Source organism: Arthrobacter globiformis NBRC 12137, assembly GCF_000238915.1.
GTDB classification, from domain to species: Bacteria; Actinomycetota; Actinomycetes; order Actinomycetales; family Micrococcaceae; genus Arthrobacter; species Arthrobacter globiformis.
The window spans coordinates 1-20,346 of sequence record NZ_BAEG01000040.1; the positions used below are offsets into that span (position 1 = coordinate 1).

At 65.8% G+C, this 20,346-nt stretch carries 15 protein-coding genes, 1 tRNA gene and 1 pseudogene; 15 read left to right on the forward strand and 2 right to left on the reverse strand.

What is annotated here, in order from left to right; translation table 11 throughout:
• The 11 genes and pseudogenes from hisI to pyk form a co-directional block, all read left to right on the forward strand.
• A pseudogene (gene hisI / locus ARGLB_RS07890) lies at nucleotides 1–252 on the forward strand (phosphoribosyl-AMP cyclohydrolase); the annotation flags it as partial.
• A gap of 131 nt (nucleotides 253–383) precedes the next feature.
• Nucleotides 384–1,979: an anthranilate synthase component I gene (locus ARGLB_RS07895; RefSeq protein WP_003800889.1), complete on the forward strand. Its 1,596-nt coding sequence runs from the start codon at nucleotides 384–386 to the stop codon at nucleotides 1,977–1,979.
• Nucleotides 1,979–2,614, forward strand: a complete 636-nt coding sequence (locus tag ARGLB_RS07900) for a Trp biosynthesis-associated membrane protein (protein ID WP_003800891.1) — start codon at nucleotides 1,979–1,981, stop codon at nucleotides 2,612–2,614. Before ARGLB_RS07895 ends, ARGLB_RS07900 begins: the two co-directional genes overlap by 1 nt.
• Nucleotides 2,615–2,711: 97 nt before the next feature.
• On the forward strand, nucleotides 2,712–2,996 hold the full coding sequence (locus ARGLB_RS07905; protein ID WP_003800893.1) for an HGxxPAAW family protein: 285 nt from the start codon (nucleotides 2,712–2,714) through the stop codon (nucleotides 2,994–2,996).
• A gap of 2 nt (nucleotides 2,997–2,998) precedes the next feature.
• The gene (gene trpC / locus ARGLB_RS07910) at nucleotides 2,999–3,817 is read left to right on the forward strand and encodes an indole-3-glycerol phosphate synthase TrpC (RefSeq protein WP_003800896.1); all 819 of its coding nucleotides are present in this window, start codon (nucleotides 2,999–3,001) and stop codon (nucleotides 3,815–3,817) included.
• Between the two features lie 93 nt (nucleotides 3,818–3,910).
• Nucleotides 3,911–5,236: a tryptophan synthase subunit beta gene (gene trpB / locus ARGLB_RS07915; RefSeq protein ID WP_003800898.1), complete on the forward strand. Its 1,326-nt coding sequence runs from the start codon at nucleotides 3,911–3,913 to the stop codon at nucleotides 5,234–5,236.
• Nucleotides 5,233–6,036: a tryptophan synthase subunit alpha gene (gene trpA / locus ARGLB_RS07920; protein WP_003800900.1), complete on the forward strand. Its 804-nt coding sequence runs from the start codon at nucleotides 5,233–5,235 to the stop codon at nucleotides 6,034–6,036. The genes trpB and trpA overlap by 4 nt, the downstream gene beginning before the upstream one ends.
• 8 nt (nucleotides 6,037–6,044) lie before the next feature.
• Entirely contained in the window at nucleotides 6,045–7,343 is a 1,299-nt protein-coding gene (gene lgt, locus ARGLB_RS07925; RefSeq protein WP_003800903.1) for a prolipoprotein diacylglyceryl transferase, read from the forward strand.
• A gap of 266 nt (nucleotides 7,344–7,609) precedes the next feature.
• Nucleotides 7,610–12,226 carry a glutamate synthase large subunit gene (gene gltB / locus ARGLB_RS07930; protein WP_003800905.1) on the forward strand — a complete coding sequence of 1,539 codons (4,617 nt, stop codon included), beginning with the start codon at nucleotides 7,610–7,612 and terminating at the stop codon, nucleotides 12,224–12,226.
• A complete protein-coding gene (locus ARGLB_RS07935) occupies nucleotides 12,219–13,676 on the forward strand; it encodes a glutamate synthase subunit beta (RefSeq protein ID WP_003800906.1) in 1,458 nt (485 codons plus the stop codon). Before gltB ends, ARGLB_RS07935 begins: the two co-directional genes overlap by 8 nt.
• A 69-nt stretch (nucleotides 13,677–13,745) precedes the next feature.
• Complete coding sequence (pyk, locus tag ARGLB_RS07940; RefSeq protein ID WP_003800908.1) at nucleotides 13,746–15,266, forward strand: pyruvate kinase; 1,521 nt, start codon at nucleotides 13,746–13,748, stop codon at nucleotides 15,264–15,266.
• 148 nt (nucleotides 15,267–15,414) lie between these two features.
• On the opposite strand, the gene ARGLB_RS07945 is transcribed toward pyk, so the two are convergent.
• Nucleotides 15,415–16,020 carry an ANTAR domain-containing response regulator gene (locus ARGLB_RS07945; RefSeq protein ID WP_003800911.1) on the reverse strand — a complete coding sequence of 202 codons (606 nt, stop codon included), beginning with the start codon at nucleotides 16,018–16,020 and terminating at the stop codon, nucleotides 15,415–15,417.
• Nucleotides 16,021–16,226: 206 nt separating this feature from the next.
• Here ARGLB_RS07945 and ARGLB_RS07950 point away from each other — a divergent pair.
• The 4 genes from ARGLB_RS07950 to ARGLB_RS23200 all read left to right on the forward strand — a co-directional run bounded on the left by ARGLB_RS07950 (nucleotide 16,227) and on the right by ARGLB_RS23200 (nucleotide 19,071).
• Nucleotides 16,227–16,308 (forward strand) — tRNA-Leu (locus tag ARGLB_RS07950).
• Nucleotides 16,309–17,137: 829 nt separating this feature from the next.
• Complete coding sequence (locus ARGLB_RS22730; protein ID WP_003800912.1) at nucleotides 17,138–17,329, forward strand: hypothetical protein; 192 nt, start codon at nucleotides 17,138–17,140, stop codon at nucleotides 17,327–17,329.
• 149 nt (nucleotides 17,330–17,478) lie between these two features.
• Entirely contained in the window at nucleotides 17,479–18,471 is a 993-nt protein-coding gene (locus tag ARGLB_RS07960) for a LacI family DNA-binding transcriptional regulator (protein WP_003800914.1), read from the forward strand.
• Nucleotides 18,472–18,621: 150 nt separating this feature from the next.
• Nucleotides 18,622–19,071 (forward strand): hypothetical protein, encoded by a 450-nt coding sequence (locus ARGLB_RS23200; protein WP_139023289.1) that lies wholly within the window; start codon nucleotides 18,622–18,624, stop codon nucleotides 19,069–19,071.
• A gap of 116 nt (nucleotides 19,072–19,187) precedes the next feature.
• On the opposite strand, the gene ARGLB_RS07970 is transcribed toward ARGLB_RS23200, so the two are convergent.
• The gene (locus ARGLB_RS07970; protein WP_245531499.1) at nucleotides 19,188–20,252 is read right to left on the reverse strand and encodes a helix-turn-helix domain-containing protein; all 1,065 of its coding nucleotides are present in this window, start codon (nucleotides 20,250–20,252) and stop codon (nucleotides 19,188–19,190) included.
• Nucleotides 20,253–20,346: the final 94 nt, after the last annotated feature.

Below are 20,346 nucleotides of genomic sequence, written 5' to 3' on the forward strand. Positions count from 1 at the left end.
GGATGGACGACGAGGCCCTCAACCGGACCATGACCACCGGCCGGGTGACGTTCTACTCCCGCTCCCGGCCAGGAGTACTGGCGCAAGGGTGACACGTCCGGCCACGTGCAGTGGGTCAAGTCGGTGGCCCTGGACTGCGACGGCGACGCCCTCCTCGTGCGGGTGGACCAGGTGGGTGCAGCATGCCACACCGGTACGCGGACCTGCTTTGACGGCCGGGCCTTCGACGTAGTGGCAGGTCCGGCCAACTAGCGGCCCCCTCCCACCCAACAGGCCCCCACCCAACAGGCCCTCACCCAACAGGCCCTCACACTCAACAGGCCCCCACCCAACAGGCCCCACCCCACTGGCACTGGCCTAGAACAGACGGAGAACCAATAGCAATGCAGGACCTCGGAATCATCAGCCCTGGCCTGGAAGAATTCCGGGAACTCGCCGCCCACAGCCGCGTCATCCCTGTCCGGCTCAAGGTGCTGGCGGACGCTGAAACGCCGATCGGGCTGTACCGGAAGCTGGCGCAGGGCCAGCCAGGCACGTTCCTCATGGAGTCGGCAGCTGTCGGCGGCGCCTGGTCCCGCTACTCCTTCATCGGTTCCCGGTCCCGCGCCACGCTGACCACCAAGGACGGACAGGCGCACTGGCTGGGCGAGCCGCCGGCGGGGGTGCCCGTCGACGGAAATCCGGTTGATGCCATCCGCGACACCATCGAGGCGCTGCGCACCGACCGGTTCGACGGGCTTCCGCCGTTCACCTCCGGCCTGGTGGGCTTCCTGGGCTGGGAAACGGTCCGCCACTGGGAGAAGCTCACCAGCCCGCCCGAGGACGACCTGCAGCTGCCCGAACTGGCGCTGAACCTCGTCACGGACATGGCCGTCCACGACAACATGGACGGCACGGTGCTGCTCATCGCCAACGCCATCAACTTTGACAACAGCTCCGAACGCGTTGACGAGGCCTGGCATGACGCCGTCGCCCGCGTGAAGGAGCTGCTGGCACGCATCAGCACCCCGGTGCTCCAACCGGTGTCCGTGCTGGAGCCGGCTGCCCTCGATTTTGCTGCCAGCGTCCAGGAACGCTGGCACGAGCCCGAGTACCTTGCCGCCCTCGACCGGGGCAAGGAGGCGATCGTGGACGGCGAAGTCTTCCAGGTGGTCATCTCCCGCCGCTTCGAAATGGAGTGCGGGGCGTCGCCCTTGGATGTCTACCGGGTGCTGCGCAACACCAACCCGAGCCCGTACATGTACATTTTCAGCCTCGAGGACGCCGCCGGCCGGCAGTATTCGATCGTCGGTTCGTCGCCGGAGGCGCTGGTGACGGTCACCGGCGAGGACGTCATCACGCACCCTATCGCCGGCTCCCGGCCGCGCGGCAAGACCGTGGACGCGGACAAGGCATTGGCCGAGGAACTCCTCGCAGACCAGAAGGAACGGGCGGAACACCTTATGCTGGTGGACCTGTCCCGGAACGATCTTTCGAAGGTCTGCGTGGCGGGTTCCGTGGACGTCACCCAGTTCATGGAGGTGGAGCGCTTCAGCCACATCATGCACCTGGTCTCCACCGTCGTCGGGCGCCTGGCTCCGACGGCGAAAGCCTATGACGTCCTGAAGGCCACCTTCCCGGCCGGAACCCTTTCCGGCGCCCCGAAGCCCCGGGCGCTGCGGCTCCTGGATGAACTCGAGCCGCACCGGCGCGGCATCTACGGCGGCGTGGTGGGCTACCTGGACTTCGCCGGCGACATGGACATGGCCATTGCCATCCGTTCCGCACTGCTGCGCGAAGGACGGGCCTACGTCCAGGCGGGCGGCGGCATCGTGGCGGATTCGAGCAATCCGGCCGAGGCGCAGGAAACCGTCAACAAGGCGGCGGCCCCGCTGCGTGCTGTCCACACGGCCGGATCGCTGCACAACATCACGCCGGACTCCGTCAGCGCTCCCGATTCCGTCAGCAGCCCCGATTCCGTCACGGAGGCAAACTCCTGATGGCGGTTCCCGCAGGATCCGCCGTGCCGGGCAAAGCACGCAGCACGGTCCCGGGCTGGGCGCGGAAATCCACGGTAGTGCTGCTGATCGCGGTCCTGGCGCTGGCGGTCTTCGGCACCACCACCCAGACCTGGCTGACGGTCCACCTGGACCCCCAGCAGTTGGGCCAGACTGTCGGCAGTGAAGGCGGTCTCCAGGTCCAGGGCAGCAAAGCCGCCACCACGGTCACAGCTTTGGCCCTCGTTGCGCTGGCGGGCGGGCTCGCGGCCTCCATCGCCGGAAAGATCGCACGCTGGGTCACCACGGCCATCATCGTGTTGGCGGCAGCCGGCATCATCGCCGCGGCCGCCACCGTTCTCGCCGACCCGCTGGCCGCGGCCCAGGGATCCATTGCCGCCGCCACCGGTGTCTCGGGTGGAAACGCGGACGTAAGCGTCAGTGCCTTCCCGGTGCTCGCCGTCGTCGCAGGATCCCTGCTGGCCGTCTGCGGCCTGCTGGTAGTTCCGGCGGGGCGGTACTGGAAGTCCCGGACCAGATACGACGCCGCGGCGACCGGTCCTGCAGGAGAGCAGACCGGCCCGGTGGACGAGATCGACAGCTGGGACAGGCTCTCCCGGGGCGACGACCCCACCTGAGCCGGTGGGTCACGCAGCCACGCACCCGGGCCGCGATGCCGAAGGCCGCGGCAAAAAATGGCAGAATGTAAGCAGTATTGATCCTGAGGAGATTCACATGAGCAAAGCCACTGTTTCCGGTACAAAGCCCGCGGCCCCCAAGGAGCACCACGGCATCGACCACAGCATTGACCTGGGCCACGGCAACAGCCCGGCCGCCTGGACCTGCGTGATCGTCATGCTCATCGGCGCCCTCATCGCCTCCATCGCGTTCGTCATCGCCAACACCCCGGTCTTCTGGGCCGGCATCGCCGTCATGTTCGTCGGCCTGCTGGCCGGCTACATCATGCGCAAGGCCGGCTACGGCGTGGGCGGCAGCAAGATCAAGAACACCGGCCACTAATCGTGACCGTTCTCGACGACATCAATGCCGGTGTCAGGGAGGACATGGAGGACCGGAAGCGCCTCGTGTCCCTCGCGGAACTGAAGGACCGCGCCCTGGCGGCGGCTCCTGCCCGGGACGCCTGGGCTGCCCTCGGCGGCGCGTCCGCGGACCGGGGCGAGCTGAAGGTCATCGCCGAGATCAAGCGCCGCAGCCCCTCCAAAGGCGACCTCGCCAGCATCGCGGACCCCGCGTCGCTGGCCGTGCAGTACGCCGACGGCGGAGCCGCGGTGATCAGCGTGCTCACCGAGCAGCGCCGCTTCAACGGTTCGCTGGCTGACCTGGACGCGGTCCGTGCCCGGGTGGACGTCCCGCTGCTGCGCAAGGACTTCACGCTGGACGAGTACCAGATCTGGGAAGCCCGCGCCCACGGTGCGGACCTCATCCTCCTGATCGTGGCCGCCCTGTCCGACCAGCAGCTGCGCGAATTCAGCGCCCTGAGCCGCGAACTCGGCATGAACGTGCTGGTGGAAACGCACACGCCCGAGGAAGTCGAGCGCGCCGTGGCCGCCGACGCCCGGATCATCGGCGTCAACGTCCGCAACCTCAAGACGCTCGACGTCGACCGTTCGGTTTTCGCCACGCTCGCCGGCAGCATTCCCGCCGGCGCCGTGGTGGTGGCGGAGTCCGGCGTTCGCAACGCCGACGACGTCGCGCACTACGCGGCGCACGGCGCCAACGCCATCCTCGTGGGGGAGGCGCTCGTCAGCGACGCCACCCCGCGTGAACGCATCGCGGAGTTCACAGCGGCCGGGGCCGCGGCCATCGCCGCCCGGGCCTGAGCTCCCACCCAACCGTGGCGCCATCCGTCCGCACGCCGTGCGGACGGATGGCGCCTGACATCAATAAGAAAAGTGAACAGGATGGTGAGACTGATGGCCGACGCGCCAACAGCCGGCTCTGACCAGGGCTCGGTGGATGCATTCCTGCAGGGAGGCACCTCGCTGCGCCACGCCCCGGGACCCTACTTCGGCGCCTATGGCGGCCGCTGGATGCCTGAGTCACTGATTGCGGCCCTGGACGAGCTCGAGGACACGTTCGAGAAGGCCAAGGCCGATCCCGAGTTCACCGCCCAGATCGCGGACCTGAACAAGAACTACTCCGGCCGGCCCTCACTCCTGACCGAGGCCAAGCGCTTCGCCGAGCACGCCGGCGGCGTCCGGATCTTCCTCAAGCGCGAAGACCTGAACCACACTGGCTCCCACAAGATCAACAACGTGCTGGGCCAGGCACTTCTTGCCAAGCGGATGGGCAAGACCCGCGTCATCGCCGAAACCGGCGCGGGCCAGCACGGCGTGGCAAGTGCGACGGCAGCTGCCCTGCTGGGCCTCGAATGCGTGGTCTACATGGGCGCCGAGGACTGCCGCCGGCAGGCGCTGAACGTGGCCCGGATGGAACTCCTTGGCGCTACGGTCATCCCCGTCACCAACGGTTCGCAGACCCTCAAGGACGCCATCAACGAAGCCCTCCGGGACTGGGTGGCCAACGTCGGCAACACCCACTACCTGCTGGGCACGGCGGCGGGCGCGCACCCGTTCCCGGCCCTGGTCCGCTACTTCCACGAAGTCATCGGCGAGGAGGCCCGCGCCCAGATCCTCGAGCAGGCAGGGCGCCTGCCCGACGCCGTCTGCGCCTGCATCGGCGGCGGCTCCAACGCCATCGGCATTTTCCACGGCTTCCTCGATGACCCGTCAGTGAAGATTTACGGCTTCGAGGCCGGCGGTGACGGCGTCGAGACCGGCCGCCACGCGGCCACGATCACGCTCGGCCGGCCCGGGGTGCTGCACGGTGCCCGGTCCTACCTGATGCAGGACGACGACGGCCAGACCATCGAGTCACATTCCATCTCGGCCGGCCTGGACTACCCCGGCGTCGGACCCGAACACTCCTACCTGGCCGACATCGGACGCGTCAGCTACGAGCCGATCACGGACAGCGAAGCCATGGAAGCGTTCCGCCTCCTGTGCCGCACCGAGGGGATCATCCCTGCGATCGAGTCCTCCCACGCCCTCGCCGGCGCCATCAAGGTCGGCCAGCGGCTGGCCTCGGAAGCTGGCCCTGCCGGGGCCTCAGACAAGATCGTGATCGTTAACCTCTCCGGCAGGGGAGACAAGGACGTTGCCACCGCAGCGGAGTGGTTCGACCTTCTCGACCAGGACTCGGCCGAGGCAGCCATCGGCAAGGAAGGGGAGCAGCTGTGACCACGGCCCCCAACACCAGCAAATCGGCCATCGCCATCGACAAGGCCCGCGCGGAAGGCCGTGCGGCCCTGATCGGCTACCTGCCCGCCGGGTACCCCAGCGTCGAGGAGACCATCGCCGCCGGCATCGCCCTGGCGCGCAACGGCGCGGACCTGATCGAGGTCGGCATCCCGTACTCTGACCCGGTCATGGACGGCCCGGTCATCCAGGCCGCCACCACCGAGGCCCTGGCCAAGGGATTCCACGTCCGGCAGGTCTTTGACGTCGTCGCCGGCATCACCAGCCAGACCGACGCCGCCGTCCTGGTCATGACGTACTGGAACCCCGTGGTCCGGATGGGCGTGGACGAGTTCTCGCGGCGCCTGGCCGAGGCCGGGGGAGCAGGACTCATCACCCCTGACCTGATCCCGGACGAGGCGGCCGAGTGGATGGACGCGTCGGAGAAGTACGGCCTGGACCGTGTCTTCCTGGTGGCGCCCTCCTCCACACCCGAGCGCATGCGCCGGACCGTGGAGGCGAGCCGCGGCTTCGTCTACGCGGTCTCCATCATGGGCGTCACCGGCGCCCGCAGCGCGGTCAGCGATGCCGCCACCGGCGTCGTCGCAGCGGCCAAGGCAGCCGGCGCGGAACGGGTGTGCGTAGGCCTCGGCGTGTCCACGGCCGAGCAGGTCGCGGAGATCGCAGCGTACGCGGACGGCGTGATCGTCGGCTCGGCGCTCGTGGCGGCCGTGCGCGACGGCGGCGTGGACGCCGTTGCACAACTCACCAAGGACCTCAGTACCGGACTGGCCAGGAAGTAACCGCACCCATGCAGACGCTCCTCACCGCAGCAGCACTGGTTCCAGCCGGCATGGTGCCCGCCAGCATCCCGAGCCCGGACTGGTCCGGATTCGATATTCCGCTGCCGTGGGGATCGCTCCGCATCCACGCTTACGCCCTGTGCATCCTGGCGGGGATCGTCGTCGGCCTGTGGCTGACATCCGTCCGCTGGGCCAAGCGCGGAGCGCCCGAAGGCAGCGTCTGGGACATCGCCATCTGGGCCATCCCCTTCGGCATCATCGGCGGCCGGCTCTACCACGTGTTCTCGTCGCCGGACGCGTACTTCGGTCCCGGCTTCGACGGCACCGGGGACCTGTCCCTGATTCCGCAGATCCAGCGGGGCGGCCTTGGAATCTGGGGCGCCGTGGTGCTGGGTGCCTTCGGTGCCTGGATCGGCTGCCGCCGTGCAGGGGTCAAGCTCACGGCCTTCATCGATGCCGCGGCGCCTGGCCTGCTGCTGGCTCAGGCCCTCGGCCGGTGGGGAAACTACTTCAACCAGGAGCTCTTCGGCGGCCCGACCACGCTGCCGTGGGGACTCCAGGTGGACGCGGACAACGCCAACTTCCCGGCCGGCTACCCGGCCAACACGCTCTTCCACCCCACTTTCCTGTATGAATCCCTCTGGAACATTCTGGGTGTGCTGATCCTGCTGGCCCTCGACCGGCGGTTCCACTTCCGCCGCGGCCGGCTCTTCTGGCTGTACGCCATGTACTACACGCTGGGCCGGGTCTGGATCGAGGCCATGCGGATCGACGACGCCGAGCAGATCAGCCTCTTCGGCATCACCACCCGCCTGAACGTCTGGACCAGCATCTTCGTGTTCATCGCCGCACTGGCCGTGTTCATCGTGCTGGGCCGGCGCAAGGACGGGAACGCGGACAGCGTTTACCTGCCGGGCCGGGAGCCGGCACCTGCAGCGGCCGCAACGGCCGGGACGCCGGTCGCCGAGGAAGCCGGCGGGAAGCGGGTCTCCGGGGAGCCCGACGGCGGGACGCCGGCCGTTGCTGAAACGGCAGGTTCGGCGGCGGAAAAGGACACGCCAAAGGACTCCGCTTCCGCTCCAAGTGTGACCGGCAATCCAGTCCGTGATACGGACCGCGTTGTCTCAGATAGTGAATCGCGTGATAATCTCCCTGATAACCAAAACGGTTCCGGGCTAGCGTCTGCCCAAACCGAAGCAGTCCCGGCATCCACCGGCGGCACCCCAACCGCCGCGGAGTCGCGGAACACCGGAAAGCCCGGTGGCACCGAGACCGGGACCGCGCCGGAGTCCGGCAGCTCACGCTAGCCGGCGCCGGTACCCAGGGCAGCAGAGAGTTACCGCTCGGAGCGCCCAACACCACAGCGTCGTGGCAGAGGCCCACTCCGGTCAGCATAGAGCTGCTGGCCGGTCAAGCCCGGGGCGGAAGCCTGCGTAACTGTTAGTTCAGCACGCATGCCTGCCCTACAATTTCCAGTAAGCAGTAACACTTTGTTGCGCCCATCACAGTGGCGCTCTGAGTGGGGCCAACGTTGTCCCTTCCATACGCACGATCAGGAGGAAGGACGTCTCCCATGACCCAAACTCTTTCAAGCCCCAGCTGGTCCGAACCGAACCAGCCGGACGCCGCCATGTCGCCGTTCAAGCGGTTCGCGGCGCTCCCCGAGGCATCCGGGCTCTACAACCCGGAGCAGGAGAAGGACGCCTGCGGTCTTGCGATCATCGCCACACTGCGTGGTGAACCCGGCTACGACATTGTCGACGCCGCCCTTACCGCCCTGCGCAACCTCGAGCACCGCGGTGCCGTCGGCGCCGATGAGGGAACGGGTGACGGCGCCGGTCTCCTGATGCAGGTGCCGGACGAGTTCTTCCGTGCCGTCACCGAATTCGAACTTCCTGCCCCCGGCCAGTATGTGGTGGGCACGGCCTTCCTGCCCGCTGAGCAGCGCGAGGCTGACGCCGCGAAGGCAGGCATTGAGGGCCTGGCCGCCGACGAGGGACTGACCGTCCTGGGCTGGCGCGAGGTTCCCGTCGTCGCCGACCTGGTCGGTGCCATGGCGCGCGCCTGCATGCCGTACTTCTCGCAGCCGTTCTTCGCCTCGGCGACCGGCGAGCAGCTGGAACGCAACGACCTGGACGGCCGCGCCTGGCGTATCCGCAAGCGCGCCCAGAACAAGTTCGGCGTCTACTTCCCGTCGCTGTCCTCCCGGACCATCGTCTACAAGGGCATGCTGACCACGGCCCAGCTGGAGCCGTTCTACCCGGACCTTTCGGACAAGCGCTTCAAGACCAAGCTCGCGATCGTCCACTCCCGCTTCTCCACCAACACCTTCCCATCCTGGCCGCTGGCCCAGCCGTTCCGCACCATCGCCCACAACGGTGAAATCAACACCGTGAAGGGCAACCGGAACTGGATGCGCGCCCGCCAGTCCCAGCTCGCCAACCCGCTGCTGGGCGACTCGCCGGAAGAGCTGTTCCCGATCTGCACGCCCGGCGCGTCCGACTCCGCGTCCTTCGACGAGGTGGCCGAACTGCTGTGGCTGTCCGGCCGCCCCATCACGCACGCCATCATGATGATGATCCCCGAGGCCTGGGAAAACCACGCCACGATGGATCCCGCACGCCGTGCGTTCTATGAGTACCACTCCCTCCTGATGGAACCCTGGGACGGCCCTGCCGCCGTCTCATTCACCGACGGAGCCCTCGTGGGCGCCACCCTGGACCGCAACGGCCTGCGCCCCGGCCGGTACTGGATCACCGAAGACGGCCTGGTCGTCTTCGCCTCCGAGGTGGGCGTCATCGACGTCGAACCCTCCAAGGTGGTCAAGAAGGGCCGCGTCTCCCCGGGCAAGATGTTCCTGGTGGACACCGAGGCCGGCCGGATCATCGGCGATGACGAGGTCAAGGCGGAGGTTGCCGCCGCGAACCCCTGGGCCGAGTGGGTCAAGGACAACCTGATCGACCTCAACGAGCTGCCGGAACGCGAGCACGTGGTGCACACCGCGGCGTCCGTGAACATCCGCCAGCGGACCTTCGGCTACACCACCGAAGAGCTGAAGATCCTGCTGGGCCCGATGGCCCGCACCGGCGCCGAACCGCTGGGCGCCATGGGCTCCGACACCCCGGTGGCTGTGCTGTCCAAGCGCCCCCGCCTGCTCTTCGACTACTTCGTGCAGTCCTTTGCGCAGGTCACCAACCCGCCGCTGGACGCCATCCGTGAGGAACTGGTCACCTCGCTGACCTGCGCCATCGGCCCCAACGGAAACCTCCTGGACACCAAGCAGGTGCGCCAGCCGCAGGTCTCCCTGCCGTTCCCGGTGATCAACAACGACCAGCTCGCCAAGATTGCCAACATCGAGGACGCCGAAGGCAACCGTGTGGCCATGAAGGTCCGCGGACTCTACCGCCCCGAGGGCGGCGAGAACGCGCTGCGCGCCCGCCTCACGGAAATCTGCGAGCAGGTGTCCGGTGCCATCAACCGCGGCGTGCAGTACGTGGTCCTCTCCGACCGCGACTCGAACGCCCAGTGGGCCCCGATCCCGTCCCTGCTGCTGGTCAGCGCCGTGCACCACCACCTGCTGCGCAGCGCCAACCGCACCAAGACCGCCCTGGTGGTCGAGGCCGGCGACGTTCGCGAGACGCACCACGTGGCTGTACTCGTGGGCTACGGCGCGTCCGCCGTAAACCCGTACCTGGCCATGGAATCCGTCGAGCAGCTCATCGCTGCCGGCGACGTGGTGGGTGTGACCCCGCAGGACGGTGTTTACAACCTGATCAAGGGCCTCGGCAAGGGGGTCCTGAAGATCATGTCCAAGATGGGCATCTCCACCGTGGCGTCCTACACCGGCGCGCAGACGTTCGAAGCGCTGGGCCTGGGCCAGGAGCTCGTGGACGAATTCTTCGCCGGCACGCATTCCCAGCTGGGCGGGGTGGGCCTGGACGTCATCGCGGCGGAGGTTTCCGCGCGGCACCAGATGGCCTACCCGGAAGGCGGCATCGAACAGCCGCACCGTCCCCTGCTGGGCGGCGGCGAGTACCAGTGGCGCCGCGACGGCGAGCCGCACCTCTTCAACCCGGAGACCGTTTTCCGGCTGCAGCACGCCACGCGTGAGCGCCGCTATGACATTTTCAAGGCCTACACCAAGGGCGTGGACGACCAGTCCGAGAACCTGATGACCCTGCGCGGTCTCCTCAAGTTCAAGGACGGCGTGCGCCCCGCCGTGCCGCTCGAGGAAGTCGAGCCGGTCTCCAGCATCGTCAAGCGCTTCTCCACGGGTGCCATGAGCTACGGCTCCATCTCCAAGGAAGCCCACGAGACCCTCGCGATCGCCATGAACCGGCTGGGCGGCAAATCCAACACCGGTGAAGGCGGCGAGGACGTGGACCGCCTGCTGGATCCGGAGCGCCGTTCCGCTGTCAAGCAGATTGCCTCGGGCCGCTTCGGCGTCACGAGCCTCTACCTGAGCAACGCGGACGACATCCAGATCAAGATGGCCCAGGGCGCCAAGCCCGGCGAAGGCGGCCAGCTGATGGCCCAGAAGGTGTACCCCTGGGTCGCCCGGACGCGCCACTCGACCCCCGGCGTCGGACTCATCTCCCCGCCCCCGCACCACGACATCTACTCGATCGAGGACCTCGCGCAGCTCATCTACGATGCCAAGCGCGCGAACCCCTCGGCCCGGGTGCACGTCAAGCTCGTCTCCGAGGTGGGCATCGGCACAGTTGCTGCCGGCGTGACCAAGGCCAAGGCCGACGTCGTGCTTGTTTCCGGGCACGACGGCGGTACCGGCGCCTCGCCGCTGAACTCGCTCAAGCACGCCGGCGTGCCGTGGGAATTGGGTCTCGCAGAGACCCAGCAGACCCTCATGCTCAACGGCCTGCGCGACCGCGTGGTGGTACAGGTGGACGGCCAGCTCAAGACCGGCCGCGACGTCGTCATTGCCGCGCTGCTCGGCGGCGAGGAATTCGGCTTCGCCACGGCACCGCTGGTGGTTGAGGGCTGCATCATGATGCGCGTCTGCCACCTCGACACCTGCCCCGTCGGCGTTGCCACGCAGAACCCCGAGCTGCGCGCCCGCTTCAGCGGCAAGCCGGAGTTCGTGGTGAACTTCTTCGAGTTCCTGGCCGAGGAAGTCCGCGAGATCCTCGCGGAGCTCGGTTTCCGGAGCATCGAGGAAGCCATCGGCCACGCCGAAATGCTGGACACCCAGGAGGCCATCAGCCACTGGAAGGCGGAGGGCCTGGACCTGGACCCGATCCTGCACGGCCTCGAGTTCGACGACGACGCCCCGCTGCGGAACCTGACCGGCCAGAACCACGAGCTGGACAAGCACTTCGACCAGCGGCTCATCACCATGGCCGCCGAAGCGCTGACCGACCGTGCCCCGGTGAAGATCACTGTTGACGTCATCAACACCGACCGTTCGGTGGGCACCATGCTGGGCCACGTCGTCACCAAGACGTTCGGCACGGATGTGCTCGCCACGGACACCATCGACATCACGCTGAACGGCACCGCCGGCCAGTCGCTGGGCGCCTTCCTGCCCGCCGGCATCACGCTGCGCCTGTACGGCGATTCGAACGACTACGTCGGCAAGGGCCTTTCCGGCGGCCGGATCATCGTCCGCCCGGACCGCTCCAATGTGTTCCAGGCCGAGCGCAACGTCGTGGCCGGCAACGTGATCGGCTACGGCGCGACGAGCGGCGAGCTGTTCCTGCGCGGCCAGGTGGGCGAACGCTTCCTGGTCCGCAACTCGGGCGCCACCGCGGTTGTTGAAGGCATCGGCGACCACGGCTGTGAGTACATGACCGGCGGCCAGACGCTGATCATCGGACGCACCGGCCGGAACTTCGGCGCGGGCATGTCCGGCGGCACGGCCTACGTGCTGGACCTGGACACCGCCCGGGTCAACAAGGAAGCCCTGCAGTCCGGTGAACTCCAGCTCCTTGAGCTGGACGCCGAGGACCGCGACATCGTCCACGGCTTGCTGGTCAAGCACGTGGAGGAAACCGAATCCCAGCTGGCCGCGCGTCTGCTCGATAACTTCGACGACACCGCTGCCCGCATTACCAAGGTGCTGCCGCGCGATTACGCCGCAGTGCTGCAAACCCGTCTCGACGCCATTGAAGAGGGCCTTGACCCCGACGGCGAAGAAGTTTGGTCTCGAATCCTGGAGGTGACCGGTGGCTGATCCACGCGGATTTCTGAAAGTACGTCAGCGTGAAACCCAGCCGCGCCGTCCCGTTCCCGTCCGCATCATGGACTGGAAGGAAGTTTACGAGGCCCAGGAAAAGGGCGTCCTGAAGAGCCAGGCCGGCCGCTGCATGGACTGCGGTGTGCCGTTCTGCCACCAGGGCTGCCCGCTGGGGAACCTGATTCCCGAGTGGAATGACCTCACATGGCGGGACAAGGGCGAGGAAGCGATTGAGCGGCTGCACGCCACCAACAACTTCCCGGAATGGACCGGCCGGCTCTGCCCCGCCCCCTGCGAGGCGTCCTGTGTGCTGGGCATCAACCAGCCCGCCGTGACCATCAAGCAGGTCGAGGTTTCCATCATCGATGAGGCCTTCGACAACGGGTGGGTCAACCCGCTGCCTCCGCACCGCCTCACCGGCAAGACGGTCGCCGTCGTCGGTTCCGGTCCTGCCGGCCTGGCGGCTGCACAGCAGCTGACCCGCGTGGGCCACACCGTGGCCGTTTACGAACGCGACGACAAGATCGGCGGCCTGCTGCGCTACGGCATCCCCGATTTCAAGATGGAAAAAGAGCAGGTGGACCGCCGGCTCGAGCAGATGAAGGCTGAAGGCACCCGCTTCCGCACCGGCGTTGCCGTCGGTACGGACGTCACCTGGGAGCAGCTGCGCCGCCGCTACGACGCCGTGGTCATCGCCACCGGTGCCACAGTGCCGCGTGACCTGCCCATCCCGGGCCGCGACCTGGACGGCGTGCACTTCGCCATGGATTACCTGGTTCCCTCCAACCGCGTGGTGGCGGGGGAGTCCCCGGAGAACCACATCGACGCCCGCGGCAAGCACGTCGTCATCCTCGGCGGCGGCGACACCGGTGCGGACTGCATCGGCACGGCGCACCGCCACCAGGCAGCGTCGGTGACCACGCTGGCCATCGGCAAGCAGCCGCCGCTGGAACGCGCCGGCCACCAGCCGTGGCCGACGTTCCCCACCCTCTTCGAAGTGGCCAGTGCCCACGAGGAAGGCGGTGAGCGCACGTACCTCGCCTCCACCGTGGAGTTCGTGGGCGAGGACGGCAAGCTGACCGGCGTCAAGGTCGCGGAGACCGAATTCGTGGACGGCAAGCGCCTCCCCAAGGCCGGCACCGAACGGATCATCCCCGCTGATCTGGTGTTCCTGTCCCTCGGCTTCACCGGACCCGAACCTGCAGGCATCACCGAGCAGGTCAACGCCGAGTTCGACGGGCGCGGCAACGTGGCCCGCGACGGCTACTACATGACCAACACCGAGGGTGTCTTCGTGGCAGGCGACGCCGGCCGCGGACAGTCGCTGATCGTGTGGGCCATCGCCGAAGGCCGTGCCGCCGCTGCGGCGGTGGACAAGTTCCTGATGGGAAGCACCATCCTTCCTGCTCCTGTCGCTCCGACGGACCGTGCCATAGCCGTCCTGTAGCGCCGATCCGGGGATGAAATTCATCTCCGGGACAACTTAACCAATGCAAGTGACAAATAGGGTAGGTATATGAGACGCGCAAAGATTGTGGCCACCTTCGGACCGGCCATTGCCAGCTACGAAAACACCCTCGCGGTGCTGGAAGCCGGCGTTGATGTAGCCCGCATGAACATGAGCCACGGTGACTACTCCGTGCACGACAACACCTATGAAAATGTCCGCAAGGCCGCGGCCGACCTCGGCAAGGCCGTGGCCATCATGGCTGACCTGCAGGGCCCGAAGATCCGCCTGGGCCGCTTCGTAGATGGTCCCCACGAACTGGCCGTGGGTGACATCTTCACGATCACCACCGAGGACGTTCCGGGCACCAAGGAGATCTGCTCCACCACCCTGAAGAGCCTGACCGAGGACGTCAACCCGGGCGACGCCCTGCTGATTGACGACGGCAAGGTGGCGCTGCGCGCCATCGAGGTGGACGACGTCAAGGTCGTCGCCCAGGTGACCGTCGGCGGGTTTGTGTCCAACAACAAGGGCATCAACCTCCCCGGCGTCGCCGTCAACGTCCCCGCACTGAGCGAAAAGGACGAAGACGACCTGCGCTGGGCCATCCGCCGCGGCGTGGACCTCGTCGCCCTGTCCTTCGTCCGTGACGCCGGCGACATCAAGCGCGTCCACGAGATCATGGACGAAGAAGGCCGCCGCGTTCCGGTGATCGCCAAGATCGAAAAGCCCCAGGCCGTGGACCAGCTCCACGAGATCATCGACGCGTTTGACGCGATCATGGTGGCCCGTGGCGACCTCGGTGTGGAGCTTCCGCTGGAGGAAGTACCGATCGTGCAGAAGCGCGCCATCGAACTGGCACGCCGCTGGGCCAAGCCGGTTATCGTAGCCACCCAGGTTCTCGAGTCCATGATCGACAACCCGCGCCCCACCCGTGCGGAGGCCTCCGACTGCGCCAACGCCGTGCTCGACGGCGCCGACGCGGTCATGCTCTCCGGCGAGACCAGCGTGGGCAAGTACCCGATCGAGACGGTCAAGACCATGGCCAGGATCATCGAGTCCACCGAGGAGCACGGCCTGGAGCGCGTCCCCCCGCTGGGCACCAAGCCCAAGACCCGAGGCGGCGCGATCACCCGTGCCGCCGTCGAAATCGCCGACCAGCTGGACGCCAAGTACATCTGTACGTTCACGCAGTCCGGTGACTCGGCGCGCCGACTGTCCCGCCTCCGCCCGATCAAGCCGGTCTTCGCGTTCACTCCGGTGGAGCACGTGTGGAACCAGCTGGCACTGACCTGGGGCATCCAGCCGCAGCTGGTGGCCATGGTGGGGCACACGGATGAAATGACCGCACAGGTGGACCGCAGCCTGCTGGACATGGGACTGGTGGAAGACGGCGACCTCGTGGTCATCGCTGCCGGTTCCCCTCCCGGAAAGGCCGGCTCGACCAACTCGCTGAAGGTCCACAAGGTGGGCGACCTCGCCGACACGCCCCGCATCGGCGAGGCTACCGAGAAGAAGGAAAAGCTCGGCCCGTGGCCGGAAAAGAAGAAGAAGAACAAGGACAAGGCTGCTGCAGCTCCGGCTGAGTAGCTGAACCTGAAGGGAGGATTCCCGCCGCCGGTTCAATGGTGGCGGGGGTCCTCCCTTGTTGTTTCCCGGTATCCGCTCCGGTTTTCGGGGAAAGCAGAAGGACCCCGGCGCGTTGCCGGGGTCCTTCCGCTTTGTGGCTTGCTGTTTTCTAGTTGACCTGGTTGATGATGGTCTCGGCCACTTCGCGCATGCTGAGGCGGCGGTCCATTGAGGTCTTCTGGATCCAGCGGAAGGCCTCCGGCTCCGTCAGGCCCATCTTGGTGGTCAGAAGGCTCTTGGCGCGTTCCACAAGCTTGCGGGTGGCGAACTGCTCCTGCAGGTCAGTCACCTCGCTTTCGAGCGCCTTGATCTCCTCGTGGCGGGACAGCGCGATCTCCAGGGCGGGGATCAGGTCGGCCGGGGTGAACGGCTTCACCACGTAGGCCATGGCGCCGGCGTCGCGGGCGCGCTCCACGAGTTCCTTCTGGCTGAACGCGGTCAGGAGCACCACGGGGGCGATGCGGGCCTTGACGATCTTCTCGGCCGCGGAGATGCCGTCCATGACGGGCATCTTGACGTCCATGAGGACCAGGTCCGGCTTGAGCTCCTCGGCCAGCTGCACGGCCTTCTCGCCGTTGTCGGCCTCGCCGATGACGTCATAACCTTCGCCCCGCAGGATTTCGATGATGTCCAGGCGGATGAGGGTTTCGTCTTCGGCCACAACTACGCGGCGCGCCGGCTGGGACGTTTTGTTTGACTCCGTCGGTTCTGACACGGGATCTCCTTGAAAAGGTACGGCGGGACTATGACTATCTTAGTTGGGCCCCGCGCTTGTACTTGGATCGGCATGGCTTGTTGCGACGGCGGTGGCGCGATTGTCGGTTTTAGCCTATCTGCATGTAGAGTAAATCCGCGCACTGGTAGTGGCTGCGTTGATCACACTTCGCTGTGAGCCTACGATTGTTACTCCGTGTACTCCGCGCCCGAGTGGCGGAATTGGCAGACGCGCCGCACTCAAAATGCGGTATCGAAAGGTGTGTGGGTTCGAGTCCCACCTCGGGCACGTGTTTTCCCTGTTCAGAAGCTTTTTAGCCTCTGAGCGTGCACATTTTGTTCACTTGTGGGCCCCTTCGGGGGCCTTTTTCATTGGTGGCCGGTGCTATGGCCGGTTGCCTCCTTGCTTACCTGGATCGACGCGTTGTTGTTCGCTACCTGTTCATGGGCGTGACTGGCTGGGGCAACATGACCTGAGCAAATTTCTGGCCGCACTTCTTTTCTGGATCGTTGGGTGTTCACCAGGTTTCTCCTTTTCGGTTCGTGGTTGCTGTTGTGCCTGTTCATCGTGGGTCCGGGGGAGGGCGACATGACTTGTACCGAGTTGTTCGGGAATCGGTTCCGTTGGACCCCCGCGGATGCGCTGGGGCGCATTACCGTGGCCGACCGAGAGATTGCATTGCCGTGCATTTGGCTCATGAAGCTCACGCCGCCTTTCATCCCTGCATCTCTGGTTTTCGTGTCGTTGCCTGTTCATGGGTACTTTCGGCGTCTACTGCCTGATGCGGTGGAGGTTTTTTGGCCGCGACGTCCGGAAGTGACGTATCCGCTTGGCTGGTCTTTCATATTCCTTCATGGCCAACCTGCTGGATGACTGCATGACGAACGGTGATGCACCGAAACGGCCTCGGTGACCTAAACCCACACGTGACTCCTGCCGTCGCCGGGTGCCGGGAACAAGCCAGAAAAGTCAGGTTGAAATCTACGACCCTCGCCGGGTGCGTCAGCAATAAGGACTAGGTACCCTAATCTGCTGGCTTTTGAGTGGCCGCTTGACGTCAGGTTTGGGTGTAGTTCAGGCTGACGCTGGTCGAACTGCAGGTCCCACAAGCTGAGGGTTGGCCAACAGGTGTCAGCATGGGCGTGCAGGCAACGAGAACCGCATCGGTTGGGGTGTTATCGGCTTCGACGGACCTCCGTCGCTCGCCGCAACCATGGACGGCAGCTACACCACCCGCAAGTACATGGTGGAGGGGGCCGAGTGGCCGTACGACCAGCATCCCGAAGTCCTGCGGTACCGGCGTCCGTGACAGCTGGCGCGCCGACCACCGGCGCGTTCCGGGGCTCCTCAAGGGTAGCCGGGGATAATGGAGTGGTGTCCACGAGTCCCGCGCCTTCAGATGCCCGAAACACCAATGGGCGCGGGGAGCGGCTGGCCTCCAGGTCAAAGGCTCCCCGGATGTCGGACGTTGCCCGGCTCGCCGGGGTGTCCCAGCAGACGGTGTCACGGGTTGTCAGGGGAGCGACCAATGTGGATCCGGATATCCGCCAACGCGTGGAGCACGCAATAGCGCAACTCCGGTACCGCCGAAATCCCGCAGCCGCGGCGCTCGCCAGCAACCGGACCATGACGATCGGTGTTGTCAGCTTCGAACTGTCCGTCCTGGGCCCAACGGTGGCCCTGTACGGTATTTCGGAAGAAGCCCGGCAACATGGCTACGCTACGCGTTTAGTCACGTTGGCCAGTCTCGAACGGCGGGACATCCGGGCAGCCTTCGAATCCATCAATTCGGACACGGTTGACGGCGTCATCGTGCTCGCGCCCCTGTTGGATGCGATCACGGTGCTCGAGGACCTCGACATCGGTGTCCCCGTGGTGACCTTCCAGCAGGGATCGCACCCGAGCCCCACAAGCGTTTCCGTTGACGAAGTGCGGGGGGCCCGGATGGTGGTGCGCCACTTGCTGGACCTCGGGCACGAAACGGTGTGGCATGTTCAAGGCCCTCCGGGCTGGATGGCAACATCCGCCCGGGTCCAGGGATGGGCGGCGGAACTGGGCGCGGCCGGACGCGTCGTTCCGACGCCGCTCGCAACGACCGATTGGTCGGCCGCTGAGGGATACCGCGTGGGACGTGAACTCGCCGCAAGGAAAGACGTCACGGCGGTCTTTGCCGCCAACGACCCCTTCGCACTCGGCGTGATCAAGGCCATGGACGACGCCGGGCGCAACGTGCCGGGCGACGTCAGTGTTGTGGGATTCGACGACGTCAAGGAAGCACCCTTCTTCCGGCCGGCACTGACCACGGTGAAGTTGGACTTCGAGGCCATTGGTCACATCGCCGTAGGCCGCATCCTCGCCATGATCAAAGAGGAGACGGAGGGAGACACCCCTTCGCTGGAACCCAAACTAGTGACGCGCGATACCACCGCGCCTCCGCGTACCACGCGTTGACAGCACAGGCCACAAAGCGTTGCAACCTTCAGGCCTGGTACGTGAGCGGCAGCAAGCCGCAAAAGAGCTAATACACGAGGGGCAACGGCTGTAATATCGTCGACTACCAGCGTGACAGTTCACGTGTCGCTCCAATATGGCACTTGAGCCATGGAGCTTGCGATGAGTGAACGCAGGGCTGTCACGAAGGTCATCGCCACCCGCTGCGCCCGACCGGACCGGGCGGTGAAGAAACAGAGTCTGGGTGCGCTGTGCGCGACGGAGGCGGATCGGGCGAAACTGGAGCCCCGCGGCCGGTCCCACACCAAACCCGGAACACTGCTGAAGGACTCGATTCCGGTCCGTACCTGGGCCGAGCGGAACGATGCTGTGCCAGGGTTCGTCGAGATCGGTCTGGTCGGCCACCAAGGCTGCAACAACCAAGGTGAGTTCTGCTACACCCTTGATATCCCCGACATCCCAACCAGTTGGACGGAAAACTCGCTCGGTCAGAACAAGGCCCAAGAATGGGTCTTCGCGGCGATCCAGGACACCACCGCCGCGTTCCCGTTTCCCATCCTGGGCATCGATTCGGACAACGGCTCGGAGTTCATCAACTGAGAGTTGTTCCGCTGGTGCGAGCAGGAGAAACTGACCTTCACCCGCCCCGGGAACAATAACGACGGCGCCCACGTCGAATAGAAGAACTTGCATTTCGTCCGCCAGACCATCGACTATCACCTGTACGACACACCCAGTGACTCCCGCAGTTGTTGCAGCGCGACACGAACGTCGGGCTCGGATCGATGGATCTCCCTCACATTCATCCCGGTAAACTCTTTCACTGCACGTCGCATGCTTTGCACATTGGTGAATCCGCACGAGGTGGCAATTTCCGAGTAGGTGATCCCTTGGGAACCGGCCTGAAGGAGGAGCTCGAGGGCTTTTCGCGTTCTCAACGCGCGTATACGCTCACCCAGGCGCAGTTCGTCATTCTCGAAAAAGTAGAACAGAGAGCGACGGGAGAGGTTGAACCTTTCGGCGACCATGGCCACGTCCAGATCGGGGTTGTCATAGCTGTCATCAAGGTATTTCTTCACCGCCCGACTTAGGGCCGGTTTCTGCGCCTCATCGTCGGTCGGCGTTTCGAGTAGCGAACCCACCAGGGTTGCCATCACGGATTGGAGGATGTCTGCGGTTCCCGATGTCTCTCGGTCGATGCCCGGCCGTTTCCAGGACATCAGCGCAGGGATCACGAAAGTGCCCACAATTGGGTGCCTTGCCAGGTCAGGCAGGCGAAGCAGGGAGCGCAGTTGGGCCTCGCTCACATTTAGGCTGCTGCGGTTGATGTTGAGCTGCAAGGCGTGAAAACCTTCGGGCGCATCGAAACTTCCGCCCAGCGAGGTATCAATGAACCTGACGGAGCCCGGTGATACTGGCTCAGGTGCGCCGTTGAGAGCGAGGGTAAGCCCCGGCGCCTTGCGGAAGTAGGCCAGGCGCAGATCCGTGGTGTCGGGATTCGGCGCCCACGAGCCCAATGCGGGGCCGTTGAACATTTCTATGAGACTGAAACCCGGACCGGCAAGATTAATAGCTGAAGGATTAAAGGACACAGGAGTGCGACGTGCCGACTTTTCCAACCGCATTGGGGTTTCGACGGCGTTACCATACCAGGCTCGCCAATGTTCGAACCTTTGTTCGGGATTAAGCCCTTCCGGCACTGCGTATCGCACCAGACGGCCGCTGCCCCCGGTGGCGGATTGAGGCATGCCATCATCCTCCTTGACCAGCTGAACCATCATGGCGGCCATGAGAACGGCCACGGCGTCATAAGGAAGCGGTTGCTGTGTCTCATGGGACCGGCCAGAAAGTACCTCAGCTATTAGCACTATTTTA

Bases quoted from the DNA above. Each gene is read 5' to 3' on its own strand.
- ARGLB_RS07960 (WP_003800914.1), top strand. From the start codon at position 17,479: ATGTCGGACGTTGCCCGGCTCGCCGGGGTGTCCCAGCAGACGGTGTCA.
- lgt (WP_003800903.1), top strand. From the start codon at position 6,045: ATGCAGACGCTCCTCACCGCAGCAGCACTGGTTCCAGCCGGCATGGTG.
- ARGLB_RS07905 (WP_003800893.1), top strand. From the start codon at position 2,712: ATGAGCAAAGCCACTGTTTCCGGTACAAAGCCCGCGGCCCCCAAGGAG.
- ARGLB_RS07900 (WP_003800891.1), top strand. From the start codon at position 1,979: ATGGCGGTTCCCGCAGGATCCGCCGTGCCGGGCAAAGCACGCAGCACG.
- ARGLB_RS23200 (WP_139023289.1), top strand. From the start codon at position 18,622: ATGGAGCTTGCGATGAGTGAACGCAGGGCTGTCACGAAGGTCATCGCC.
- ARGLB_RS07895 (WP_003800889.1), top strand. From the start codon at position 384: ATGCAGGACCTCGGAATCATCAGCCCTGGCCTGGAAGAATTCCGGGAA.
- ARGLB_RS07970 (WP_245531499.1), bottom strand. From the start codon at position 20,252: ATGATGGTTCAGCTGGTCAAGGAGGATGATGGCATGCCTCAATCCGCC.
- gltB (WP_003800905.1), top strand. From the start codon at position 7,610: ATGACCCAAACTCTTTCAAGCCCCAGCTGGTCCGAACCGAACCAGCCG.
- trpB (WP_003800898.1), top strand. From the start codon at position 3,911: ATGGCCGACGCGCCAACAGCCGGCTCTGACCAGGGCTCGGTGGATGCA.
- pyk (WP_003800908.1), top strand. From the start codon at position 13,746: ATGAGACGCGCAAAGATTGTGGCCACCTTCGGACCGGCCATTGCCAGC.